Raw genomic sequence first — 22,940 nt, forward strand, 5'->3', positions numbered from 1 at the left:
CATCTCAGGCGGCCGTGCCGATGCGCTCGAGGCGGTAGCTACCGTCCAACACGCGGTTCACCCAATCCTGGTTCGCCAGGTACCAGTCAACCGTTTCCGCGATGCCCTTCTCGAACGTGTACGCGGGCTCCCAGCCCAGCTCGTCGCGCAGCTTGGACGCATCGATCGCATAGCGGCGATCATGGCCCGGGCGATCCGCTACGAACGTGATCTGGCTGCTGCGCGGCTGGCCGTCGGCACGTGGCACGCGTGCATCGAGCAAGGCGCAGATCGTGTGAACAACGTCCAGGTTCTGCTTCTCGGCATTGCCGCCGACGTTGTAAGTCTCGCCCACGCGCCCCTTCTCCAGCACGGTGCGAATGGCCTCGCAATGATCGCCGACGAACAGCCAATCGCGGACGTTCTTGCCGTCGCCGTACACCGGCAGCGGCTCTCCGGCGAGCGCGCGCGCGATGATCAGCGGAATGAGCTTTTCCGGAAAATGGTAGGGCCCGTAGTTGTTGGAGCAGTTGGTCGTCAAGACCGGCAGGCCATACGTGTGGTGGAACGCGCGCACGAGGTGGTCGGACGCTGCCTTGGACGCGGAATAGGGCGAGTTCGGCGCGTACGGGGTGGTCTCGGTGAACTTGCCGGTGTCGCCCAGCGATCCGTAGACCTCGTCGGTGGAGACGTGCAGGAAGCGGAACGCGTCGCGCGTGCTGCCTTCCAGACCCTTCCAGTAATCGCGCACGGACTCCAGCAGCCCAAGAGTACCGACGACATTTGTCTGGATGAAGGCGGACGGTCCGTCAATCGAACGATCCACGTGGCTCTCCGCGGCGAAATTCACCACCGCATCCGGGCGGTGTTCGTGCAACAAGCGCGCAACGAGTGCGCGATCCCCGATATCGCCTTCCACGAAGACATGCCGTGGGTCGTCCACGACCGACGCCAGCGTGTCGAGATTGCCCGCGTAGGTGAGCGCGTCCAAATTCACGACCTTGACACCGCGCGCGATGGCGCGCAGCACGAAATTACCCCCGATGAAACCGGCTCCGCCGGTGACCAGCCATGTCGGCACGCTGCTGCTCCTGTCCAATAGTGTTGATGTCAAATGTGGTGTGACCAATTGCACCAGAAGCCCAAGTATTCAGGCCTCTCTACACCCGTCACCCAAAATCACGCAAGACATTGATTTTAAAAGATATGTATTGAATGTCGTGCGCTTTTTCCTTACCTGCGGAGAAGAACCGAATCCTCTGTTTCCACGCTGTTTCACGCCAATTCTAGCGTCTAAGTTCGTCATTCCGGCAGGCTCGTGAATCGCAGGACGCCTCGCAGCACCGCCCCAGAGGGACGAAAACCGCCTCCCCGCCCGATTGACATCCCGTCCACAGGGCGAGGACTAGCGTGCAGCCGATCGACAACGAGACGGCTCGATGGCCGGCGTCACCACGCTTCTCCCCGATTTCTTCTGGCGCGACGAGGGCGAGCGCGTGACGCTGTGCATCGGAGGAATTCCGGTGGCGAAGGTGGAGGCGTCCGGCAACGGCTGGGTGGTCAGGACGCTGCTGCACGGCACCGATGTCGAGGACGAGCCCCCGTCACGGATTTCGGTGCCCTCGTTGGAACAGGGCAAGGAGTGGGCGGCCCGCTGGGCGCAGTGCCGGCAACTAGCCCTCGTGCGCGCCACGGCGCATCACCGGACGAAAGCTGGCGCGCAAGCGCTTGGCCGTGCCTGATCGCGGCGATCGACGTCGTTTCCTGCATGCGCCGTTTCGCCCAGGCCATCGCATCCGCCGATTCACTGCCGCCAGGGCTTCCCGCCGTGCTCGTTGCCGCCCTGGTCGACGGTCCTGACCGCTACAACGTGGCCAAGGGGAAAGAGGCGCGTGTGTTGGCCATCAACGTCCACGGCCGAGTCTGCGTGGCCGACATGACATGGGGGCTGGTGCCGCGTTGGTCCAAGGCGCCCGCGACGCCCTACACGACCGTAACGGCGCGGCTGGAGCGCGCGCCGAGAAGCCGCATTTTCTCGCAGGCATGGAAGGAGCGCCCCTGCGTCGTGCCCCTGAACGGCTATTACAAATGGGACCGCCGACGGACGCCGGCATGGCCGCGCTTCATCCAGCGACGCGATGGGCTTGCGCTGCTGGCAGCGGGGCTTTGGGAAACCTGGGAGGGCGAAGGCGGCGCCTTTCTCCATAGCTTCGCGCTGCTCACCGGACCGAACGTATCGATTCCCCCGCCCCTGACCCAAGATGGTCCTGTCTTCTTGGGAGCGCAGGAGGCGCTGGCCTGGCTGGCCGGGCGCTACCGCACGCCATCAGCCCTGGCGCGCCATGCGCAGACACCTTCGCTTGAAAGCTATCCCGTCTCCCGTGCCATTCGCGACATCGAACGCGACGACTACACGCTGCTTGAACCCGTGGACCCGGATGATCCCGTCCTGGAGCTCCCTGCATGGCCCGAGGACGATATCGATGACGACGAGTGAGGCGTGGGCGTGGCTTCGCCGGTAGCTGCCGTGGCGAAAACGGGCGTTGAGGCGGTGCTGGATTGCCTCGTCGTCGGTGGCGGACCGGCGGGCCTGACAGCGGCGACCTACCTGCGGCGATTCCACCGCTCGGTCGTGGTCTTCGATGATGGCCGCAGCCGCGCCGCCTGGATTCCCGAATCGCATAACTGCCCGGGATTTCCGCAGGGTGTTTCCGGTCCTGGACTTCTCTTGCGCCTGCGTCAGCAGGCGACCGAGTATGGGGCTGACATTCTTCCCTCGACGATCCGGTCGCTCAGGCGCACAGAGGACGGTTGGGAGGCCGGCGACGGCAGGACGGCATGGCGCGCGCGCACGGTCATCCTGGCGACGGGCGTGGTGGATGAACTGCCCGAGATCGCCGGAAGCGACGGTGCCGACGCCATCCGAACCGGGCGACTTCGCCTGTGCGCGATCTGCGACGGTTACGAAGCAACGGATCGTCGCATCGCGGTGGTCGGCCCGCTGGACAAGGCCCTCGGGCATGCCTGTTTCCTGCGCGCCTTTTCCGCGCACGTCACCGTGGTGCCCACGCACTCGTCGCCCACCGCCGTGCCCGTCGAGCTCGCCAGCAGGGCCGACGCGCTGGCGATCCCGGTCCTGCCCGTACTGCGCGACCTGTCGTTCGAAGCCGATACGTGCGAGGTGATCGATGCGGAGGCGAACCGCCATGTCTTCGACACGGTCTACGCGGCCATGGGCGCCCCAGGACGCGTAGATCTGGCGAGGCAGGCGGGGGTCGATCTCCGCACGAGTGGCGAGATAGACACCGACGACCACATGCGCACGTCCGTCGAGGGGGTCTACGCGATCGGTGACGTGGTGACGGACCTCAACCAGATCGCCGTCGCCTTCGGCCACGCGGCCATCGCCGCGACCGCCGTCCATCGTGCACTCCCGCCACAACCGCGCTGATGCATCACTGCCGGCTGCGTAGCCGGCATTTTCACGGCGGGAGGGTTAGCGTCGGAGCTCGTCACAAAGCCGGACTGCCGATGCCACGACTCCAGCACACCGATTGGCCCACCCGCCTGTGGGTGGTGCGGCACGGGCAGAGCGCCGGCAACGTGGCGCGCGACATGGCGGAGTCGAACGGCGCAACGCTGATCGACTTGGCGCATCGCGACGCCGACACGCCGCTGTCCACGCTGGGAGAACGCCAGGCGCAGGCCCTCGCGCAGTGGTTCGCCAACCTGCCCGCACCGGAACGGCCCACCCATTACATGAGTTCGCCTTTCGTCCGCGCCCATCAAACCTGCGTGGCCGTCGCACGCATGGCCGATGCCGGGCCGGACGACATCATCGTGGACGAGCGGCTGCGCGAGAAGGAGTTCGGCATTCTGGACCGCTACACGGTGCAGGGCATCCGCAGCACGTTTCCGGAACTGGCCGAACAACGTGCGTTGGTGGGCAAGTTCTACTTCCGCCCGCCCGGCGGCGAGAGCTGGTGCGATGTCATCCTCAGGCTTCGCAGCGTGGTCGAAGTCCTCCGCCGCGACCATGTCGGCGATCGCGTGGTCGTGGTCGCGCACCAGGTGATCGTCAACTGCTTCCGCTATCTGCTCGAGTGCCTGGACGAGCGCGCCATCCTTGATATCGACCGGTTGGCCGACGTGCCCAACTGCTCGGTCACCGAGTATGGCTTTCGTGCCGACGACCAGGGCGAGCGCTTCGGTCTGCTGCGCGCGAACTACGTGCCGCCGGAACTGGAGGCGACGGCCGCCGTCACCGTCGCCGCGGATGCGCCGGCAGGGCCGAAATGAGCCGATCGATGAATGCAATCTCGCTCGACGCCATGCTGTTGCGGCAGTGGCCGCTGCCTCATCCCGATGCGACCCGGAGCAAGGAGGATCGCGGGCGCGTGCTGGTGGTGGGCGGCTCGCCGACCGTACCAGGCGCAGCGCTGCTGGCGGGCGAGGCGGCATTGCGTGCCGGCGCGGGAAAGCTGCAGATGGGCGTGCCTGCGGCGATCGCGCCGGCGTTGGGTCTGGCATTGCCTGAAGCCAAGGTCCTGCCGCTTCCGACCTCAGCTGCCGGCGCATGCGGGTCCACGCCGATGCTCGAGACGGCGTGCGCGCGGAGCGATGCGTTGTTGGTCGGTCCTGGCATGGACGACACCTCCGAACTGCACGCGCTGGTGGCGCGCCTGGCGGCCGTGTCTGACACCACCGCGGTCGTGGATGCGGGCGCATTGGGGGCCTTCGGCCGGCCGCACGCGTTCCGTTCGACCCCGGTGCTTACCCCGCATGCCGGCGAGATGGCGTCTCTGATCGATGCCCCGCTGGAAGAAGTGCAGGCGCACCCCGCGGATGTCGCACGCCGGTTCGCCACCCGCGCGGGCGTCATCGTGGTACTGAAGGGGCCGGAGACGTGGATTGCCGCGCCCGATGGTCGCCTGTGGCGGCATACTGGTGGCTGCAGCGGGCTGGGTACGTCCGGCTCGGGGGATGTGCTGGCCGGAGTGATCGCCGGACTGGTGGCGCGCGGCGCGCCCGCGGTACAGGCCGCCGCGTGGGGTGTGTTCGTGCATGGCCAAGCCGGCGAGGCGCTCGCGCGTTCGGTGGGTCGCGTGGGCTTCCTGGCACGGGAGTTGTCGCGCGAGGTGCCGCGCCTGCTGGACCTGTTCCAGCCCGACACATCCGCGCCGCCACATGAAGAATCGCCGCCATGAGCAAGCGGAAGCCGGCGGCGGCCCAGGGCTTCATCCACGTGCGCGGCGCGAGGGAACACAACCTCAAGAACGCCGAACAGCTGCGAGCGGATCTCAGCCGGCCACCCAGCTGTCGGGGGGCGAGGCGCAACGCATCAAGCTGGCCACCGAACTGCAGCGCAGCCACCGCGGCGACACGCTGTACATCCTCGATGAGCCGACCACCGGTTTGCATCCCGCCGATGTGGACAGGTTGATGATCCAGTTGCAGGGCCTGGTCGATGCCGGCAACACCGTCATCGTCGTGGAGCATGAAATGCGGGTGGTGGCCGACAGCGACTGGGTGATCGACATGGGGCCCGGTGCCGGCGAGCAGGGCGGTCTCATCGTCGCCGAGGGAACGCCGGACCGGGTGTCGCGTGTCAGGCAAAGCGTCACGGCCCCCTATTTGCGACGCACCCTGGGCACCTGAGCATGATGCGTTGTGTTGACAGCGTGTCGACAGCGCCCGTGTACCTTGCACGTTCACGCTCATCCGGGGGTCGCGCCTTGTCTCCCCTGCCGCGGCCGTGCGTACGGTCCGCATCATTCCACCGACCATGACGCAGCCTCTTCCCCGTGCGTTTTATAGCAGGGATCCGAGGGTCGTGGCCCCGCTCCTGCTCAACAAGGTGATCCACCGCGCCGACGGGCGCGCCGGGCGTATTGTCGAAGTCGAAGCCTATTGCGGTTCCGAAGATCCCGCCGCGCATACCTGGCGCGGCAAAACGGCGCGGAACGCCACGATGTTCGGCGAAGCCGGCCACCTGTACGTCTATTTCAGCTATGGAATCCATTGGTGCGCGAACACCGTCTGCGGCGAGGAAGGCCAGGGGTTCGGTGTGCTGTTGCGTGCGATGGAACCTGTGCAGTGCATCGACGCGATACGCGTGGCGCGACGGCATCCGCGCCGGGATGTGGAACTGGGCAGCGGACCCGGCAGGCTGGCGCAGGCATTGGGGATCACGGGTGAACTCAACGGGGCGGACCTGGTCGTCCCCGATCGCGGCATCTGGATCGTCGACGACGGCGTGCCCCCGCCGGCGTATCCGGCGGCGACGCCCCGTGTCGGCATCTCGAAGGCACGCGAGCATCCCTGGCGTTGGCACGTGCCCGGCCATCCGCATGTGTCGCGTGGACCGAAGGTCGGGGCACACAACGACTGACCTCCATCGTCGCTTCACTCGCCGTGAATGCGCGCTTGCGCAGGCTCGCAGCCATGGCTTCGATTCCAAGGGACTTGGTCGTCCTGCGCCCCGAGGGCATGTACTGCCCCGCAGGCCGCTTCTACATCGACCCCTGGCGGCCCGTCGACACGGCGGTGATCACGCATGGGCACGGCGACCATGCGCGCATCGGCATGGGCGTCTATCACGCGACCGCGGCGGGGTTGCCGGTGCTCCGTTGGCGGCTGGGCGAGCAGATGCTGCATGCGCATGCCTATGGCGACATATTCCAGCTGGGAGAGGCGCGCGTGTCGCTGCACCCCGCAGGCCATGTGCTCGGCTCGGCGCAGGTCCGCATCGAGGTCGATGACCAGGTCTGGGTAGCCTCGGGCGATTACAAGCGACAGCCCGACCCCACCTGTGCGCCGTTCGAAGTCTTGCGCTGCGATGTCTTCATCACCGAGGCCACGTTCGCCCTGCCCGTCTACCGCTGGCCCGACACGCACGAGGAAGTCGCACGGATCGTCGCGTGGCGGCGCGCGTGCGCGAAACGCGGCCGTCCTGCGTTGCTGTATGTCTATGCGCTGGGCAAGGCGCAGCGCCTGCTCGCCGAGCTTGCGCGGTTCGACGAACCCCCGGTATTCCTCCACGGCGCCATCGAGGCAGGCGCCCGCGTCTATCGCGAGGCGGGCATCGAGATGATCGCGACCGAGCCCGTCGGGGACCAGCCCAAGGGCAAGGACTACGCCGGCCGGTTGGTGATGGCGCCGCCGTCGGCCGCGGGGTCGACCTGGGTACGGCGCTTTCGCGATGCCGAGCACGGGTTCGCCTCCGGCTGGATGCGCCTGCGCGGCAATCGCCGTCGTCGCAATTACGACCGCGGCTTCGTCGTGTCGGACCATGCCGACTGGCCTGCGTTGCTGGAAACGATCGAAGCGACCGGCGCCAAGCGCATCATCGCCACCCATGGCAGCACCGACACGCTGATCCGGCTGTTGCGGGAGCGCGGCGTGGACGCGCATGCGTTCGCGACCGACTTCGGAGCGGAAGAATGAAGGCGTTCGCCGCGCTCTACCAGGCGCTGGAGCACAGCACGGGCACGCAGGACAAGCGCGCCGCCATCAGCGCGTACGTACGGCAGGTGCCGGCCGCGGACGCGGCCTGGGGCCTGTGGCTGCTGTCGGGCAACAAGCTCCGGCGCATCGCCGGCAGTGGCGAGCTTCGCCTGTGGGGTGGCGAGGTGGCGGGCTTGCCGGACTGGCTGGTCGACGAGAGCTACGCCCATGTCGGGGACCTGGCGGAAACGCTGGCGTTGCTGCTGCCCGAGGGCAGCACCGTGGAGGCCGACGTCCCCCTCCATGTGTGGATCGAACGGCGCCTGCTGCCCGTCGCCGGCGCGGATGCGGCGACACGGCGACTCGCCATCATCGAGGCCTGGCGCGGCTTGCCCGATGACGAACGCCTGGTGTTCAACAAGCTGCTGACCGGCGCGCTGCGCGTAGGTGTATCGCTGCGCCTGGTGCAACAAGCGCTCGCCGATCTGTCCGGGGTTCCCATCGCGGTACTGGCGCAGCGCATGCTGGGCGACTGGCCACCGACGCCGGAATTCCTTGGCGCCCTGTTGTCGAACGAGGCGCTCGACAGCGATCGCGAGCAGCCCTATCCGTTCTTCCTCGCATCGCCGCTGGAGGTCGCGCCCGATCAACTGGGCGATGTCGGCGACTGGCTGCTGGAGTGGAAGTGGGATGGCATCCGCGCCCAGTTGATCCGCCGGCGCGGCGAGATTGCGTTGTGGTCGCGGGGCGAAGAACGCCTGGATGGGCGCTTTCCCGAAATCGAGGAGGCCGCCCTGGCGCTGCCACGCGATGCCGTCATCGATGGCGAACTGCTGGCCTGGCAGGACGGCGACGCGCCCCTGCCGTTTTCGGCGTTGCAGACGCGCATCCAGCGCCGCAAGCCTGGCGCCCGCCATCTCGCCGCCGCGCCCGCCCGCCTGCTGGCCTATGACCTGATGGAGCTCGACGGCGAGGATCTGCGCGAGCACCCGCTGGCGCTGCGCCGGCAATGGCTGCGCGAACTGATCGACGCGGCCGGCGATCCGCGCCTGCAGATGTCGCCGGAAGTCGCGGTCGCCACGTGGGAGGACGCCGGTGTGCTGCGCGACGCTTCGCGCGCGCGTGGTGTGGAAGGACTGATGCTGAAGCGCCGCGCGTCGCCGTATCGTACGGGGCGTCGGCGCGGCGACTGGTGGAAGTGGAAGATCGATCCGCTGACCATCGATGCCGTGCTGTTGTACGCCCAAGCCGGGCATGGGCGCCGCAGCACGCTGTACACCGACTACACCTTCGGCGTGTGGAACGAGGCCGGCGAGCTGGTGCCGGTCGCCAAGGCGTATTCCGGCCTCGACGACAACGAGATCCTGTCGCTCGACCGCTGGATTCGCGCCCACACGCGCGAACGCTTCGGCCCGGTCCGCTCGGTCGACCCGCAGCACGTGTTCGAGCTGGGCTTCGAGGGCGTAAACCTCAGCAGCCGGCACAAATCCGGCATTGCCGTGCGCTTCCCGCGCATCCTGCGCTGGCGCCACGACAAACCTGCGGCCGAGGCCGATCGGCTGGAGACGCTGAAGGCACTGGCCCGATGACGCCGCGCCAGCGCCTGACGCACTGGTTCACGGCACGCGGATGGAAGCCACTGCCCTTCCAGCGCGAGGCATGGCGCCATTATCTGGCGGGAGAATCCGGACTCATCCATACGCCCACCGGCAGCGGCAAGACCCTCGCGGCCTTCGGCGGCCCGCTGATCGAAGCGCTTGCGGAACATGTGGACACCTCGCCGTCGCCGTCACGCGGTCGGGCGAAAGCCGCTCGACCCCTGCGTGTCCTGTGGATCACGCCGTTGCGTGCCCTAGCGACGGACACCACGCGCGCGTTGACCGAGGTCTCGCATGCGCTGGGCCTGGCGTGGACCGTGGCGCAACGAACGGGCGACGCCAGTGCGCGCGACAAGCGGCTGGCACGCGGCGGCAAGGTGGACGTGCTGGTGACGACCCCCGAATCCCTTTCGTTGTTGCTCGGTTATCCCGACACGGCGCCCATGTTCGCGGACCTGCGCAGCGTGGTGGTCGACGAATGGCATGAACTGATGGGCAGCAAGCGTGGCGTGCAGACACAGCTTGCGCTGGCGCGGCTGCGGCGCTGGTCGCCCCGTCTGCGCACGTGGGGCCTGTCCGCGACACTCGGGAATCTCGACGAAGCCTGCCGCGCGCTGCTGCCGCCGGGCGCGCCGACCCGCGTTCTCTCCGCGGCGCGACCCAGGCCGATGACGCTGGAAACCCTGCTGCCGCGCGACATCGCCCGCTTCCCATGGAGCGGTCATCTTGGCCTGAGCGAACTCGCCGGCGTGCTCGACCGGCTGTTCGTCGTGCGCACCACCCTGCTTTTCACCAACACGCGCGCGCATGCCGAGCTTTGGCATCAGGCGCTGGCCTCGGTATGGCCGGAAGATCCCGGCACGCTGGCGCTGCATCACGGCTCGCTCGACCCCACCGTCCGCCAGCAGGCCGAGACCGGTTTGCGCGATGCCACGCTGCGCTGCGTGGTGGCCACCTCGAGCCTCGACTTGGGCGTGGATTTTCCCTCGGTCGACCAGGTGATCCAGGTCGGCAGCCCCAAGGGCGTGGCCCGTTTGCTGCAGCGCGCGGGGCGGGCCCGCCACCGTCCTGGCGAGACCGGCCACGTCGTGTGCGTGCCCACGCACGCGCTGGAGCTGGCGGAGTACGCCGCGACGCGCACGGCGATCGCCGATGGCGTGGTGGAAACGCGACGGCCGCCGCGCCTGCCATTGGACGTGCTGGCGCAGCACTGCGTCACCGTCGCGCTGGGGGGCGGCTTCCGTCCGCACGATCTGCTCGATGAAGTCCGCACCACCGACGCCTTCGCCTCGCTCGATGCTGCCACCTGGCAACGGGTGCTGGACTTCGTCGTGCGGGGTGGTAGCGCGCTGGAGCACTATCCCGAGTATCGCCGGATCGTGCGGGACGCCGATGGCATGCATCGCGTTTACGACCGGCAGGTGGCGATGCGCCACCGCCTGTCCGTGGGCACCATCGTCAGCGACGGCAACGTGGCTGTGCGTTTCCTGCGCGGTGGCGGACTGGGCGCCGTCGAGGAGGCCTTCCTGAGCCGGTTGCGTCCAGGCGACCGTTTCCGCTTCGCCGGCCGCCTGCTCGAATTGGTGAAACTGCAGGACATGACCGCCTACGTACGCCTGGTCAAGCAGGGCGACGGTGTGGTGCCGCGCTGGATGGGCGGCAGGATGCCGCTGTCCTCGCGCCTGGCGGCGCAGGTGCAGGCGACCCTGGGGGAGGACACCACGTCGCCCGAGATGCAGGCCTTGCAGCCGCTCCTGTCCGTGCAGGTCCGCCTCAGCCGCATTCCCGCCCCTGGCGTACTGCTGGCGGAACTGGTGCGGCGGCGCGATGGGCAGCACCTGTTCGTGTTTCCCTTCGCCGGACGCCGTGCCCACGAGGGACTGGCGGCGTTGCTCGCGTGGCGGCTCGGGCAACGGCAGCCCAATACGTTCTCGCTGTCCGCCAATGATCTTGGCTTCATGCTGTCGGCCCAAGTGCCGATCACGCTGGATGCCGGCCTGCTGCACGGACTGTTGACGCCAGCCGGCCTGATCGACGATCTGGCGCAGGGCGCCAATCTGGCCGAGCTGGCGCGACGGCAGTTCCGTGGCATCGCACGCGTGGCTGGCCTGCTGCCGCCTTCGTTGCCGGGCCGCACGCCCCGCAGCCTCCGGCAGTTGCAGGCATCGAGCGGTCTGCTGTTCGACGTGCTGTCGCAGCACGACCCCGGCCACCTGCTGCTGGAACTGGCCCGGCGCGAAGCACTCGAGGAAGATCTCCAGGTCGCAACCCTCGAAGGCTTGCTCCTGCGGTTGCGCGACCATACGTTCGCGCTGGAACGCCCCGAGAGCCTGACACCCCTCGCCTTCCCCCTGTGGGCCGACGGCATGCGCGCCCAGCTCAGTACCGAGGACTGGCAGGTGCGCGTGCGGCGCGCGGCGGAGCAGCTGGAGCGCCGGCATGCACGCTAGCCTGACCGTGGAGCGCGCCGGAGAAACGGTGGAGTTGCTCGCCGACCGTGCGCTGTTCTGGCCAAGCGAACGCCTGTTGCTGATCGCGGACCTGCACCTGGGCAAGGGCGAGGCCTTGCGGCGTGGCGGCATTGCGGTGCCGCGCGGCGGTACGCGCAGCGATCTGAATCGCCTGCATGCGTTGCTCGCGCGTACCGGCGCTACCGAACTCTGCGTACTCGGCGACTTTCTCCATGGTCCCGCGCAGGGCACGTGGCGCGAGGACTGGCAGGCTTGGCGCATGCAGCACGCGGACTTGCCGATCTCGGTGGTCGCCGGCAACCACGACCGCCAGCTCGCACGGCATGCAGCGGCCTGGCAGCTGACGCTGCTGGAGGAAGGCGTCCAGCGAGCACCCTTCCACCTGCGGCATGCACCGGGCGCTGGGGCGCACGTGATCGCCGGCCACGTCCATCCGCGCGTCCGCTATCCGGGACTTCCGGGCCGATGGCCCGCGTTCCTCCTGCGGCCTCAGCAGACCGTTCTGCCGGCCTTCTCTCTGTTCACGGGTGGCGCCTGCACGCCTCCTGAAGAGAACGAGCAGGCCGTCGCATGCCTTGATGGCCTTGTCGCCGTGGTACCGCCCGGAGGTCGAAGCCCATAGGCTGGGTTGCGAATCCAACGCCATGCAACGTGCCGGGGCATGGACAAGCGCTGGGATTGCGCTTCGCTTCATCCCAGCCTACGGAGTGCTTGGCGGAAACCTCGACGGAATCCTCGTGGCTGGGTTGATGAACCCGGCGCGCGCAGCGTGTCGGTGCATGGACAATTGCCAGGATCGCGCTTCGCTTCATCCCAGCCTGCGGATCTCGTGCGGCGGCTGCCATGGCGCACATGACGTCGTGCGCGACGTATTGTCCGACGCTCACTTCGAGATGGTCACCCACGTCGGCGCATGGTCGCTGGCCTTCTCCTGCAGCCGTACCCATCGGTCCACGCCCGCGTCCTTCAGCCGCTTGGCCAGCGGCGGGTTGAGCAGCAGGTGATCGATCCGCAGGCCGCGGTCCCGCTCGGCGTGCTGGCGGAAGTAATCCCAGAACGTGTAGATGCGCGCGTCGCCCGCCTTCGTCCTCAACGCGTCGCACCAGCCCTGGGCCAGCAGCCGCTGGTAGGCCTCGCGGACCTCCGGCTGGATCAGGGCATCCTTCCGCCACGCCTTCGGGTCGTAGACATCGTCGTCGGTGGGGATGACGTTGAAGTCGCCCATCAGCACGACCGGGTGAGGCAGCTTCACCAAGCCTTGCGCATGCCGGTGCAGACGCGCCATCCAGCGCAGTTTGTAGTCGAACTTCGGCCCTGGCTGTGGATTGCCATTCGGCAGATAGAGCGCACCGACCACGATGCCATGCACGGCCGCTTCCAGGTACCTGCTCTGCGTGTCTTTCGGCTCGCCCGGCAATCCACGCCGCGACTCGACGGGTTGCACGCCGCGGCCGAGCAAGGCCACGCCGTTCCAGCTGCGCTGTCCTTGCCAGATCGCGCCATATCCCGCGTCTTCGATCGCCTGCGCAGGAAATGCGCTGTCGACGGCCTTGAGCTCCTGCAGCGCAACGACGTCCGGTTTTTCCGCCTCAAGCCAGGCCAGCAGGTGCGCCAAGCGCGTGCCGATGCCGTTGACGTTGAACGTGGCCAGTTTCAGGGTCTTGGCGCGAGGCATGGCAGCGTCCGTGGAGCTAAGCCACCACGCTAGGCGTTAGGCCATGTCCCCGGCGTGAAACCGACCGTCCCCCTTCACGACGTGCCGACCTGCGATGCCCACACTCTGGCGGCATCACCTCTACCGGGAGATCGCTCGCATGGTGGACGCCATCGGTTGGCTCGCTTCCGCCATCCTGCTCGCCACCCTCGTGCGGCAGATCGTGAAGCAGGCGCGGCATCGCGAGACGGAGGCCGTATCCACCTGGCTGTTCCTGGGCCAGGCGACCGCCTCCGCGTTGTTCGTCGTCTATTCGGTATTGCTGGAGAACTGGGTGTTCACGGTGACCAACAGCTGCCTGCTGGTCACGGCGATCGTCGGCCAGTGGCTCGTCAAGCGGGCGGCCCGACACACGCCAGATCAGGCGGAATGAGCGCTACGCGGTCAGCTCCCCAACGTCGGGTGCACTCTCCGTTCACCGCAGATCGATTTCACTGACGATGGGTCGTTGACGGAGGGATCATGGGCACTCGGAGTGCCGTCGTTGGCTGCGCAGGCTGGTCGGTACCGCGCACGCACGCCGCTCTGTTCGGCGAGGGCGACAGCGCATTGATGCGGTACGCCACGCGTTTTCCGGTCGTGGAGATCAATACCTCGTTCTATCGGCCACACCGCAGGGAGACCTACGCGCGCTGGGCCGCCGCCGTGCCGCGGACGTTCCGCTTTTCGGTCAAGCTGCCCAGAACGATCTCGCACGAAGCCAGACTGCGCGGCGTCGGACCGTTGCTGGATCGCTTCCTGGAAGAGACCGCGGGGTTGGGACACCGGCTCGGTGGCTATCTGCTCCAGCTTCCTCCCAGCCTGGCGCTCGACATGCGTACCGTGTCGACCTTCCTGAGGATGTTCCGGGCCCGCACCGATGCGCGGCTGGCCTGCGAACCCCGTCATGCAAGCTGGGCGACGCCATCGCTGGACGCCCTGCTCGCCCGCCACGATGCCGCGCGCGTCATCGCCGATCCGCAGGCGATCCATCCGCCGCCGGTGTCGCCGTCGCCCTCCTGGTTCTACTGGCGGCTGCACGGATCGCCCCGCATGTACTACAGCGCCTATGGCAGGGAGCGCCTGGAAGAATTCGCGCGGGACATCCGTGCACTCGAGCCACGCGCGCGCCCCTGGGTCATCTTCGACAACACCGCGCATGGTCACGCGACGGCTGACGCCGCCCTGTTGCAGACGCTGCTCGGCCTGGCGTCTTCCGCGCCGGCGCGACGCTCCCGGCCCACCGACTGACCCGCTCGCCCATCCACGCCAGACGCAACGTCATGCCGCATTCCACTCCCGCCCTGCTGATCATCGACATGTTCAACCATTTCGCCTTCGAGCACGGGGCGCGGCTGGCCAGGCAGGCGGTGGCGATCGCGCCGGCCATCGCCCGGTTGCGGGATCGCTTCGACCGGGTAGGCGCTCCGGTCATCTACATCAACGACAACTTCGCTCATTGGCAGGGCGACTTCCGGGATCTGGTCGCACACTGCAGCACCCTGCCGGGAGCACCGTCCGCAATCGCGTCGACGCTGTCGCCCAAGGCCGGGCACTACTACATCCTCAAGCCGAAGCATTCCGCATTCCTGGCGACGCCGCTGCCCCTGCTGCTCTCCGAACTCGGCGCCAGACACCTGGTGCTCACCGGGGTCTCGACCGATTCCTGCATCCTGGCCACCGCGCAGGACGCCAACATGCGAGAGCTCGAAGTGTGGTGCCCCACCGACGCGGTCGCGGCCATCACGCCGCAGCGCCACCAGCGTGCCCTGACGCTGATGGCGGCGTCACTGGGTGCGCAGGTCGGGAGTAGCCGCCGGACGCGGGGGCTGTTCCCGAAAAAAGGATAGGGCCGATGCAGGGGACATCGGCCCTATCCGCACCCTCGTGGCGTCGGTGACGCATCGGGCGCGATCTGATGATCGACGCATCGATTTGACGAGGCTGTGAATCCGCGAGGTCCGATGGCCGGCGCCGCTTTACGGCATGAAAGGCACGCGCCGGGCGACCATCATGAAGAAGATCGCGAGGAATGACACCAGCGCCGGCACGCCCAAGGCGGCCCAGCAGCCCAGATAGGCGCCGAAGCGTGCGGGAAGCGCTTCGCCAGCCTTGTCCGCCTCGTTCGCGATGTCGCGCAGGCGCATCTGCAGCCAGACGACCGGCAGCCAGCACAGGGCGGCGAGTCCGAAGGCCACCAGCGACCAGTAGAGCCACGGCGTGGTCAGCGGGATATGCAAACGATGGGCGAGATACAGCCCGGTGACGGGCTGGATGACGATGGTGGTGGCGGTGAACAACCAGTCTGCGATCACCACGTAGCGGGCCACGACGGCGACGACATGCGTATCGCGCGAGAGGCTGGCGACCAGCAGATAGAACGCGGTGCCGATGCCGGTGCCGAACAGCAGGGTCGACGACAGCACATGTACGTACTTAACGAGAATGAGGTCCATGTCCACGGTCCAGCGCCCAGAGGCAGGCGATCATGGCGAGCAGGGGAAGGTTCTTGAGCACGGGCCCATACGGATGCAGCCACTGTTCGGGCAGCCAGGCCGTGATCATGAGGGTGTAGGCCGCCACCAGGGCGGCCTGCGCGGCGTAGATCGCCCCGCGCCAAGCCGGCCGCAGCAGCATGCCCAGGCCCAGCATCAGATCCAGCAACGCAGCGCTCCATAGGGCCGCCGTCGCCCATGCGCCTTCCAGTCCGGTACGCGCGAGCAACGCGAGGCTGTCCTGGCGGGGGTAGCCCCAGAGCGACACGACCGCCGTACCGATCCACATGACGCTCAGCGACAGCCTCATGACCGGCAGCAGCCAGCCCAGCCATGCCCGCTGCCTCAAGAACGAGGCGTCGTGCGACAGGAACTCTCCGGGGTCGCGCAACCGCACGCCTCGCCAGCGCGCCATTCCGTCGGCGGGGGCGACATTGCCCAGGTTCAACATCGCAAGCGATTCGGCATCGAAGGGCGCGCGCGGCCAGCGCCCTGCGACGGTCGCGCCAGCGCGCGCCAGCCACGCCGGCAACGTGATGAACCGGTGTCCGTTGCGCAGGGCCTGCTTGAAGAACTGCAGATACTCCCGCAAGCGCAACGCACGCGGACCGACGGCATCGAGGCAGGTGCCGCCCGGCCCTTCTTCGACCAGCCGGACCAGCACGCCCACGAGATCATCCAGATGCAGCGGCTGCACGCACGCAGGGCTGTCGCCCGGCAACGGGGTCACGGGAAGCACCGCCAACATGGCGAACCAGCGGGTGCTCGCGCCCGCCGGGGCGAACACCAGGGAGGGCCGCACGACGATGCCCGCGGGGCGGACGGAGGCGAGGATCTCTTCGTCGGCGGCGCCCTTGCTGGCGAAGTACGGCAACGGCGACGCGGCATCGGCGCCGAGCGCCGACACCTGCACGAAACGGCGCACGCCGGCGAGCCTCGCGGCCTCGAGCAGTACCGAAGGTCCTTTCACATGCAGTGCATCGAAGCTCTGTTTTGCTGATGCCCGAAAGATCCCGACAGCGTTGACGACCACATCGATGCCGGTCAGCGCCTTCGCAAGATCCGTCGCGGCCGGCATCCGCATGAAATCGAGGACCACGCCCGGGCCGCCCGCCTTCCGCGCAGTGAGGACGACGTCATGACCCCGCGCACGCAGCCCCTTCACCAGCGCCGCGCCGATGAGGCCGCTTCCCCCCGTCACCAGCACCCGCAACGGCGTGGCGGCTGGCGCGATGTCGTGCGCAGCGGCAGCATCGCCAGTCTCGCGTCCACCTGCGTGGTCAGCGTGTTCAGTCGCCTGCGCGTCGGCTACGCGGCCGCCGGCACCAACGCCGCCAGCCAGTGGCTCTGGTATCCCGGTGCCCGTTTCGCGCGCGCCCCCTCGTGGCGGCACACAGTGATCGGTTATCTCATCCACCACGCCAGTTCCCTCCTGTGGGCCGCAGGCTACGAGGCGACGCGCCCGGCCCGCGCATCCACTTCGGGACGCGCCGCCCGGGCCGCCATGATCGCCTCACTGGCCTACGTCGTGGATTATCACGTGGTGCCCCGTCGTTTGAGTCCGGGCTTCGAACACAAAGTGGGCCGGATCGGCATGGTCGCGGTGTATGCGGCATTCGCCGCCGGCCTATGGGCCAGCACCCGACCGCATCGCCCGCCAGGCCGTCCACAACTCTCGCGCCAGCGGAAGGGCGCACAGCGCAAAGCCGGGTAATAGAATCGCCGCCCACACCGGGAGGGCGTAGGCGGGCGCGCGCCATGACCAGGACCATGCCTGCATGCGCGTTTCCGGGTACTCGGCATACGCGACAGCGGCCAGCAGGACCCAGGGCGCGGCGTCCAGAATGCTGTGGATGTGCTGCTCCAGGGGCGTGATGGGCCGGCGACGCCACGCCACCCGGGTATCCGCATAACCGGCAGCGGCGTGCGCCACCACGAGCGTCGCCATCAGGAGGAGCGGACCGAAGCCCGGGGCCACGGCCATCCACACGACCACCATCAGCGCCATCAATGCGGTCTGCAGCAGATGCAGCAACGATTCGGGAAGCCCCGAGGTATGCGCGAGATCGGCGCGCCGATGGCAGAGGAAGTCGATGCATCCGGCGCACAGCCAGACGAGGTAGACGCCGTACAGGATGCAGGACGCCGTCGTCACGACGCCCCGGCACCGGCCATGTCCTCGTCGTCGGCGAGCGGGAACGGCGCCAGCGGCTCGCTCGCCGGCCCGTTGAGAATGGCCCCGGTACGCGCGTCGAAGCGCGAACCATGGCATGGACAATCCCACGATTTCTCTTCGCTGCTCCACCGCACCACGCAGCCGAGATGCGTGCACCGCGCATTGTGGGCGCACAGCGCGCCCTCGCCGGAGCGGTAGACCGCCACGCGATGGACGCCCTGCCGGATGACCACCCCCGCCCCTCGCGCCAGCTGGGCCAGTTCCGCCTTGTGCGACGGCGCCAGCCAGTCGCGAAACTGCGCGACCGCATTGGTGTTCTCGCGCAACAACGTCGGCGTGCTCTTGAGGTTGCGCCGTCCGGGCGCATACAGCGCGGCCCAGGGATGGTCGCGTCCGGCGATCAACTCGCCGAGCAGTATTGCCGCGATCGTGCCGTGGGTCAGGCCGTTGCCGGAATCCCCGGTCACCAGATACACGTTCTCGTTGTCGGGATCGGCGCCGATGAAGGCCAACCCGTCGCTGGGCTCCAGGATCTGCCCCGACCACGCGTGGGTAAAGCGTGTCAGCGAGGGGAAGTGCGCGCGCGCCCATGCCTGCAAGCGCGCGTAGACGGTGGGGTCGTCGTCCTGCCCGGTCTTGTGGTCCCCACCGCCGATGATGACCTCCACCTCCGCGTCCTCGTGCTCGTCGGGCTTGCGCAGGCGGATGTAGTGGTACGGGTCGCCGTCATCCCAATACAGCGCATCCGGAATGCTGTCTTTCGGTGCCCGGCCCACGACGACGTACGAGCGATACGCCGCCTGCTTCATGTAGGTCGCGCCGGTTTCGTGGATCGGCACGTTGGTGGCGGCCACGACGACGCGGGCCGTGAGGCGGCGGCCATCGCGGCAGGCGATCTCGGGGCTGCGTCCTCCACGGATGGCGGTCACCTCGGCGCGGTGGAACCTGGCGCCTGCGTCACGCGCCTGTGTCGCGAGGGCAAGCATGTACGCGCCCATGTCGATGCGCGCCTGGCGTTCGAAGCGTAGGACCGGCCCGAGCGCCGGCAACGCGGCCAGCCCTTCCGATTGCATCGCTACCTGCAGCCCGGCGTCGTGCGCGGCGGCCCGTTCCGCATCCAAATCCTCGGCGCGCTTCCGGCAGGAAAACAGGAAGCCGGGCACATGCTGGAAATCGCACGCGTTTTCAGCGGCGCGCGCGACCCGGGCGATCCATTCGATCGCAGCCGTGTGACTGGCGGCAGCCTGCTGAGCGCCCTCTTCGCCGTGATACCGCGCCAACGCGGTAAAGTGATCGTCGAGTGCAGACGCCAGGTGCGCGCTGGTACGCAGCGTCTCGCCGGCGCCAACGCCTTCGCGATCCAGCACGGTCACGCGGCGCCCGCCGCGGGCCAACTCGAGCGCCGTGCTCAAGCCCGCGATGCCCGCGCCCACCACCACGATGTCGAGGTCCTGCTCCGGCGTCGCCTCCCACCATGCGGCGGTTTTCGCCGTGATGTCGTGCCAGACGGGATGTGTGCGCGCGGTGCTCATCGGCATAGGCCATCGTCGGGGTTGCTTCACGCTAATCCCGTCGGAATGAGTGCGATGTCAACACGCGCCAAACGTTGCGAGGCTGTGAGCGGGCGCTGATCACACAGCCTTGACCGCAGATCGATGAAGGTGCGCGCCCAAGGCGATCTCTTGAGATCGCCGCCCCACGCTCAAGGACATGGTCCGACACGCGCGATCTTCGGGCCGCGCCGCAACAGACACGAACGATGAACCCGGTATCTGCACTACCTTCCACGCTGGGTCCCGGCTTCTGCTGGCACACCCACCCGCACGACCACGATCCCTTCCATCTCAATCCGCACCGCAAGGCCCACACGCTCTACTACCTCGACACGCCCATCGCGTGCGTCGAACCGTCGGGGCGGGGCCTGGTCGTCCGCTTCCTGGCCCACCATTTCGAGACGCCCGAGCGTCCGGTGGCCGTGGTGAGCGTGCGAAGGGGCAAGTGCTTCATCCAGAACTGGCTGTGTCCTCGGCAGCAGGCCGTGGTGGCGGGCTGCCATCGCCAGGCGCTTTCACCGCAATCACCGCACGCCGGGGCGCAGGACAGCAGGTAGGCGACCCGCACATGTGACGAGGCCTGGCGTGGCGCGCGACAACCTCGTCATCTGGTGGAAGCGACGATCGATACGGGCCTGTCGCCCACCATTACCGGAGACACCATGAAACCGCTTCGACTTCTCGTCCTGCTGGGCACCGTATGCCTGGCCCTGTCGTTCTCGGCCTGCAGGACCGACAACACGCCGAACCCCAACGGTCACGCCGCTACCGAGGGTTGATCCCGCCATGCAGCCGCACGGCAGTGCGGCTGTGCGTGGTCACGAGTGCATGTCGGATTGCGGCACCACCGTGATGCCGTCCCCGGATTTCCTGGCCTGCGCATCGAGGTACTTGCGCGCCTTCTCCTGGTCGCGGGCCGGCAGCGTTCCCAGGAGCTCCTCCAGCCTTTTCGATGGCTCGACGCCACTCAGGCCGGAATCAGTGGCGATGAATTCCTGGATCTTCGATTTGATGCGCCGCCAACTCTGGCGGCGGGGTGACATGGTCTTGCGCTGCATGGTGTTCCCCGTCCCGTGGCCCAGTGGGACGAAGGAAGCGATGACCGCTTCCTCCGTCCCACCCCAGGTTTCGCCGGCCCGGGACCGCAGCATCCAAGCAGCGGCGTGGCGAGGTTGTGATGCGCTGGAGCACGCCAAGGCCGCTTCGTTCCCTACGCGATGACGAGCTGCGGCTCCCTGTCGACACGAGGGCCCGCCAAGGCGATGGCGTAGGCCTCGAGCGCATCATCGTCGGGAGCCTCGGCCACGATCAGCCCCGCATCGCCTGCGGCGGCGATGCCGGCAGCCTCCCACACGGCGCTGCCCTCTCCCACGAGCAGCAGCGGCTTCCCATGGCGATAGGCGTCGCGCACATGCTCCAGGGCGCGCGCATCAGAGGCGAGCAGGTTCGCCGCGGCCTCGCCACCTGCCACGGCAAGGCCGTCGAACAGGACGCCCGGCTCGTTCTCGAGCGAGGCATCGGCATCCAGCGTGTCGCCCTCTTCCGTCTGCAGCAGGCCGACGTGCGGACCGACCACGCGCACCATGGCGCCCAACGCGGTGAGGTAGGCCTGTACGCGTTCGACGTCGCGGGTCCGGCTGCCGTCGGCCACCAACAGGGCAACACGGCGCGTCCTGATGCCGCCCTCGCCCGGCCGTGCGAGCATCGAGAGCGCCGGCGAACGGGACACTTCAGCCTCGGCCGTTCCTTCGAATGCGCGTGGCATCGCTTCCGGCAGCGGCATGCCCAGGCCGGCCGCGACGTCGGCCGCGAGAGCTTCGGATGCATTGCGCAGCATCGAGACCACGCGCATGCGGATCGCCGGCACGGTGACCTTGCTCAGTTCGAACCGGAACGCGCTGGCAATGTGGCGCTGCTCGGCTTCACTCTGGCTTTCGTAGAACAGGCTCGCCTGGGCGAAATGCTCCGCGAACTTCTCCGGCTTGGCCCGCACCTCGTCGCCCTCGGGCGGTTCGGCGAAGGACACGAAGCCGGCGCCGCCGGCCTGGAACGGGCAGCCGCCGCCAAGCGAGTTCGGCTCATAGGCCACGCGGCCGCGATGGATGGCCTGCCGGTGCATGCCGTCGCGCTGGTTGTTGTGGACCGGCGCCACCGGCGCGTTGATGGGCAACTCGTGGAAGTTCGGCCCGCCGAGACGGCTGATCTGCGTGTCAACGTAGGAATGGATGCGCCCGGCAAGCAAGGGATCGTTGCTGAAATCGATACCGGGAATCACGTGCGCAGTGCAGAAGGCGACCTGCTCGGTCTCGGCGAAGAAGTTGTCGGGATTGCGGTTCAGCACCATCCTGCCGATGGCCTGCACCGGTACCAGCTCCTCGGGCACGATCTTGGTGGCATCGAGCACGTCGAAGCTGAAGGCCTCCGCCTGTTCCTCGGTGAAGACCTGGATGCCCAGCTCGTACTCCGGGTACTCGCCGGCCTCGATCGCTTCCCACAGGTCGCGGCGGTGGTAGTCGGGATCCGCGCCGGAGATCTTCACCGCTTCGTCCCACACCAGCGAATGCGTGCCGAGCTTCGGGGTCCAGTGGAACTTGCAGAACACCGAGGCGCCTTCCGCGTTGACGAGCCGGAAGGTATGCACGCCGAAGCCCTGCATCATCCGATAACTGCGCGGGATGGCCCGGTCGGACATCAGCCACATCAGCATGTGGGTGGATTCAGGCATCAGCGACACGAAATCCCAGAACGTATCGTGCGCCGACGCCGCCTGCGGCATCGCGTGATGCGGCTCCGGCTTCACCGCGTGGACGAGATCGGGGAACTTGATCGCGTCCTGGATGAAGAAGACCGGCATGTTGTTGCCCACCAGGTCCCAGTTGCCTTCGTCGGTGTAGAACTTGACGGCGAACCCGCGGACATCGCGCGCGGTGTCCTTCGAGCCCCGCTCGCCCTGCACGGTCGAGAACCGCACGAACACCGGCGTGATCTTGCCGGCCGCCTGGAACGGCGCCGCGCGCGTGAGCGCGGACAGGTCGTCGTAGGCTTCGAAATAGCCGTGCGCGCCGGAACCGCGCGCGTGCACGATGCGCTCCGGGATCCGCTCATGGTCGAAGTGGGTGATCTTCTCGCGAAGGATGAAGTCCTTCAGCAGGGCCGGGCCGCGCACGCCGGCTTTCAGGCTGTTCTGGTTGTCCGCGACCGGCACGCCCTGATTGGTGGTCAGGCGACGACCGGTTGCGTCGTTGCGGACGCGCAACAAGGGCCCCGTGGTGGGATCCTGGCCGGGGGCCGCAGGCTCGCCCAGCTTCACGCTGACGTTCGGTTCGCTCACCGTGCTCGCGCCCGTGTCCGGCGAGGGCGGATCGACATGTTCGCCTTCGGGCGGCTCCAATGCGCCGTCGCGGCCATGCTCGGCGGGCTTCTGCGTGTTGTACGGCCGCTGGCTCGCCCACGCGTCGACCTGCGCAGGCACGGTGTCCTCGGGTCTGGCCGGCATGCGGGAACGGCTGTCGGCGGGCCCACTGTCGGA

General features: G+C 67.9%; 23 protein-coding genes and 1 pseudogene. 16 read left to right on the plus strand and 8 right to left on the minus strand.

What is annotated here, in order from left to right; translation table 11 throughout:
* Nucleotides 1-4: 4 nt before the first annotated feature.
* Nucleotides 5-1,060, minus strand: coding sequence for a dTDP-glucose 4,6-dehydratase (gene rfbB, locus AC23D6_RS14650; RefSeq protein WP_487749951.1), 1,056 nt, complete (start codon nt 1,058-1,060; stop codon nt 5-7).
* 358 nt (nt 1,061-1,418) lie between these two features.
* Between rfbB and AC23D6_RS14655 the strand changes: the two genes are divergently transcribed.
* From AC23D6_RS14655 to pdeM, 11 genes and pseudogenes are all read left to right on the plus strand, one after another.
* Nucleotides 1,419-1,721: a hypothetical protein gene (locus AC23D6_RS14655; protein WP_487749952.1), complete on the plus strand. Its 303-nt coding sequence runs from the start codon at nt 1,419-1,421 to the stop codon at nt 1,719-1,721.
* Between the two features lie 26 nt (nt 1,722-1,747).
* The gene (locus AC23D6_RS14660; protein WP_487749953.1) at nt 1,748-2,476 is read left to right on the plus strand and encodes an SOS response-associated peptidase; all 729 of its coding nucleotides are present in this window, start codon (nt 1,748-1,750) and stop codon (nt 2,474-2,476) included.
* A gap of 3 nt (nt 2,477-2,479) precedes the next feature.
* Nucleotides 2,480-3,430: an NAD(P)/FAD-dependent oxidoreductase gene (locus AC23D6_RS14665; protein ID WP_487749954.1), complete on the plus strand. Its 951-nt coding sequence runs from the start codon at nt 2,480-2,482 to the stop codon at nt 3,428-3,430.
* A gap of 80 nt (nt 3,431-3,510) precedes the next feature.
* Nucleotides 3,511-4,278, plus strand: a complete 768-nt coding sequence (locus tag AC23D6_RS14670; RefSeq protein ID WP_487749955.1) for a histidine phosphatase family protein — start codon at nt 3,511-3,513, stop codon at nt 4,276-4,278.
* Between the two features lie 8 nt (nt 4,279-4,286).
* A complete protein-coding gene (locus AC23D6_RS14675; protein ID WP_487749956.1) occupies nt 4,287-5,186 on the plus strand; it encodes an NAD(P)H-hydrate dehydratase in 900 nt (299 codons plus the stop codon).
* Between the two features lie 94 nt (nt 5,187-5,280).
* Nucleotides 5,281-5,637: pseudogene (locus AC23D6_RS14680) on the plus strand (excinuclease ABC subunit A); the annotation flags it as partial.
* A 127-nt stretch (nt 5,638-5,764) separates the two neighbouring features.
* Nucleotides 5,765-6,370 carry a DNA-3-methyladenine glycosylase gene (locus AC23D6_RS14685; RefSeq protein WP_487749957.1) on the plus strand — a complete coding sequence of 202 codons (606 nt, stop codon included), beginning with the start codon at nt 5,765-5,767 and terminating at the stop codon, nt 6,368-6,370.
* A gap of 53 nt (nt 6,371-6,423) precedes the next feature.
* The gene (locus tag AC23D6_RS14690) at nt 6,424-7,425 is read left to right on the plus strand and encodes a ligase-associated DNA damage response exonuclease (RefSeq protein WP_487749958.1); all 1,002 of its coding nucleotides are present in this window, start codon (nt 6,424-6,426) and stop codon (nt 7,423-7,425) included.
* Nucleotides 7,422-9,014: an ATP-dependent DNA ligase gene (locus tag AC23D6_RS14695; RefSeq protein ID WP_487749959.1), complete on the plus strand. Its 1,593-nt coding sequence runs from the start codon at nt 7,422-7,424 to the stop codon at nt 9,012-9,014. The genes AC23D6_RS14690 and AC23D6_RS14695 overlap by 4 nt, the downstream gene beginning before the upstream one ends.
* Nucleotides 9,011-11,473 carry a ligase-associated DNA damage response DEXH box helicase gene (locus tag AC23D6_RS14700; RefSeq protein ID WP_487749960.1) on the plus strand — a complete coding sequence of 821 codons (2,463 nt, stop codon included), beginning with the start codon at nt 9,011-9,013 and terminating at the stop codon, nt 11,471-11,473. Before AC23D6_RS14695 ends, AC23D6_RS14700 begins: the two co-directional genes overlap by 4 nt.
* Nucleotides 11,463-12,116 (plus strand): ligase-associated DNA damage response endonuclease PdeM, encoded by a 654-nt coding sequence (gene pdeM, locus AC23D6_RS14705; protein WP_487749961.1) that lies wholly within the window; start codon nt 11,463-11,465, stop codon nt 12,114-12,116. The genes AC23D6_RS14700 and pdeM overlap by 11 nt, the downstream gene beginning before the upstream one ends.
* 261 nt (nt 12,117-12,377) lie before the next feature.
* Here pdeM and xth read toward each other — a convergent pair whose 3' ends face one another.
* The gene (gene xth, locus AC23D6_RS14710) at nt 12,378-13,169 is read right to left on the minus strand and encodes an exodeoxyribonuclease III (RefSeq protein ID WP_487749962.1); all 792 of its coding nucleotides are present in this window, start codon (nt 13,167-13,169) and stop codon (nt 12,378-12,380) included.
* A 139-nt stretch (nt 13,170-13,308) separates the two neighbouring features.
* Between xth and AC23D6_RS14715 the strand changes: the two genes are divergently transcribed.
* From AC23D6_RS14715 to AC23D6_RS14725, 3 genes are all read left to right on the plus strand, one after another.
* Entirely contained in the window at nt 13,309-13,581 is a 273-nt protein-coding gene (locus AC23D6_RS14715; RefSeq protein WP_487749963.1) for a PQ-loop domain-containing transporter, read from the plus strand.
* A gap of 89 nt (nt 13,582-13,670) precedes the next feature.
* Nucleotides 13,671-14,438 (plus strand): DUF72 domain-containing protein, encoded by a 768-nt coding sequence (locus tag AC23D6_RS14720; protein ID WP_487749964.1) that lies wholly within the window; start codon nt 13,671-13,673, stop codon nt 14,436-14,438.
* Between the two features lie 32 nt (nt 14,439-14,470).
* Complete coding sequence (locus tag AC23D6_RS14725) at nt 14,471-15,037, plus strand: cysteine hydrolase family protein (RefSeq protein WP_487749965.1); 567 nt, start codon at nt 14,471-14,473, stop codon at nt 15,035-15,037.
* 129 nt (nt 15,038-15,166) lie between these two features.
* Here the strand turns inward: AC23D6_RS14725 and AC23D6_RS14730 are convergent, their stop codons facing one another.
* Both AC23D6_RS14730 and AC23D6_RS14735 read right to left on the minus strand, forming a co-directional pair.
* A complete protein-coding gene (locus AC23D6_RS14730) occupies nt 15,167-15,643 on the minus strand; it encodes a DUF2269 family protein (protein WP_487749966.1) in 477 nt (158 codons plus the stop codon).
* On the minus strand, nt 15,624-16,889 hold the full coding sequence (locus AC23D6_RS14735; protein ID WP_487752650.1) for an SDR family oxidoreductase: 1,266 nt from the start codon (nt 16,887-16,889) through the stop codon (nt 15,624-15,626). Before AC23D6_RS14735 ends, AC23D6_RS14730 begins: the two co-directional genes overlap by 20 nt.
* A 30-nt stretch (nt 16,890-16,919) precedes the next feature.
* Here AC23D6_RS14735 and AC23D6_RS14740 point away from each other — a divergent pair, with 30 nt between their 5' ends.
* A complete protein-coding gene (locus AC23D6_RS14740; RefSeq protein ID WP_487749967.1) occupies nt 16,920-17,396 on the plus strand; it encodes a hypothetical protein in 477 nt (158 codons plus the stop codon).
* Here the strand turns inward: AC23D6_RS14740 and AC23D6_RS14745 are convergent.
* Together AC23D6_RS14745 and AC23D6_RS14750 are read right to left on the minus strand one after the other, a co-directional pair.
* Entirely contained in the window at nt 17,310-17,837 is a 528-nt protein-coding gene (locus tag AC23D6_RS14745) for a hypothetical protein (protein WP_487749968.1), read from the minus strand. The genes AC23D6_RS14740 and AC23D6_RS14745 overlap by 87 nt on opposite strands.
* Nucleotides 17,834-19,390, minus strand: a complete 1,557-nt coding sequence (locus AC23D6_RS14750) for an FAD-dependent oxidoreductase (protein ID WP_487749969.1) — start codon at nt 19,388-19,390, stop codon at nt 17,834-17,836. Before AC23D6_RS14750 ends, AC23D6_RS14745 begins: the two co-directional genes overlap by 4 nt.
* A gap of 227 nt (nt 19,391-19,617) precedes the next feature.
* Between AC23D6_RS14750 and AC23D6_RS14755 the strand changes: the two genes are divergently transcribed.
* A complete protein-coding gene (locus tag AC23D6_RS14755; RefSeq protein WP_487749970.1) occupies nt 19,618-19,968 on the plus strand; it encodes a hypothetical protein in 351 nt (116 codons plus the stop codon).
* 261 nt (nt 19,969-20,229) lie between these two features.
* Here the strand turns inward: AC23D6_RS14755 and AC23D6_RS14760 are convergent, their stop codons facing one another.
* On the minus strand, nt 20,230-20,469 hold the full coding sequence (locus AC23D6_RS14760; RefSeq protein ID WP_487749971.1) for a hypothetical protein: 240 nt from the start codon (nt 20,467-20,469) through the stop codon (nt 20,230-20,232).
* 152 nt (nt 20,470-20,621) lie between these two features.
* Complete coding sequence (locus AC23D6_RS14765; protein WP_487749972.1) at nt 20,622-22,907, minus strand: catalase; 2,286 nt, start codon at nt 22,905-22,907, stop codon at nt 20,622-20,624.
* Nucleotides 22,908-22,940 lie beyond the last annotated feature (33 nt).

This window comes from Pseudoxanthomonas sp. G3 (assembly GCF_057654715.1).

Bases quoted from the DNA above. Each gene is read 5' to 3' on its own strand.
- AC23D6_RS14655 (WP_487749952.1), top strand. From the start codon at position 1,419: ATGGCCGGCGTCACCACGCTTCTCCCCGATTTCTTCTGGCGCGACGAG.
- AC23D6_RS14660 (WP_487749953.1), top strand. From the start codon at position 1,748: ATGCGCCGTTTCGCCCAGGCCATCGCATCCGCCGATTCACTGCCGCCA.
- AC23D6_RS14670 (WP_487749955.1), top strand. From the start codon at position 3,511: ATGCCACGACTCCAGCACACCGATTGGCCCACCCGCCTGTGGGTGGTG.
- AC23D6_RS14675 (WP_487749956.1), top strand. From the start codon at position 4,287: ATGAATGCAATCTCGCTCGACGCCATGCTGTTGCGGCAGTGGCCGCTG.
- AC23D6_RS14685 (WP_487749957.1), top strand. From the start codon at position 5,765: ATGACGCAGCCTCTTCCCCGTGCGTTTTATAGCAGGGATCCGAGGGTC.
- AC23D6_RS14690 (WP_487749958.1), top strand. From the start codon at position 6,424: ATGGCTTCGATTCCAAGGGACTTGGTCGTCCTGCGCCCCGAGGGCATG.
- AC23D6_RS14695 (WP_487749959.1), top strand. From the start codon at position 7,422: ATGAAGGCGTTCGCCGCGCTCTACCAGGCGCTGGAGCACAGCACGGGC.
- AC23D6_RS14700 (WP_487749960.1), top strand. From the start codon at position 9,011: ATGACGCCGCGCCAGCGCCTGACGCACTGGTTCACGGCACGCGGATGG.
- pdeM (WP_487749961.1), top strand. From the start codon at position 11,463: ATGCACGCTAGCCTGACCGTGGAGCGCGCCGGAGAAACGGTGGAGTTG.
- xth (WP_487749962.1), bottom strand. From the start codon at position 13,169: ATGCCTCGCGCCAAGACCCTGAAACTGGCCACGTTCAACGTCAACGGC.
- AC23D6_RS14715 (WP_487749963.1), top strand. From the start codon at position 13,309: ATGGTGGACGCCATCGGTTGGCTCGCTTCCGCCATCCTGCTCGCCACC.
- AC23D6_RS14720 (WP_487749964.1), top strand. From the start codon at position 13,671: ATGGGCACTCGGAGTGCCGTCGTTGGCTGCGCAGGCTGGTCGGTACCG.
- AC23D6_RS14725 (WP_487749965.1), top strand. From the start codon at position 14,471: ATGCCGCATTCCACTCCCGCCCTGCTGATCATCGACATGTTCAACCAT.
- AC23D6_RS14730 (WP_487749966.1), bottom strand. From the start codon at position 15,643: ATGGACCTCATTCTCGTTAAGTACGTACATGTGCTGTCGTCGACCCTG.
- AC23D6_RS14750 (WP_487749969.1), bottom strand. From the start codon at position 19,390: ATGAGCACCGCGCGCACACATCCCGTCTGGCACGACATCACGGCGAAA.
- AC23D6_RS14755 (WP_487749970.1), top strand. From the start codon at position 19,618: ATGAACCCGGTATCTGCACTACCTTCCACGCTGGGTCCCGGCTTCTGC.
- AC23D6_RS14760 (WP_487749971.1), bottom strand. From the start codon at position 20,469: ATGCAGCGCAAGACCATGTCACCCCGCCGCCAGAGTTGGCGGCGCATC.
- AC23D6_RS14765 (WP_487749972.1), bottom strand. From the start codon at position 22,907: ATGCCGGCCAGACCCGAGGACACCGTGCCTGCGCAGGTCGACGCGTGG.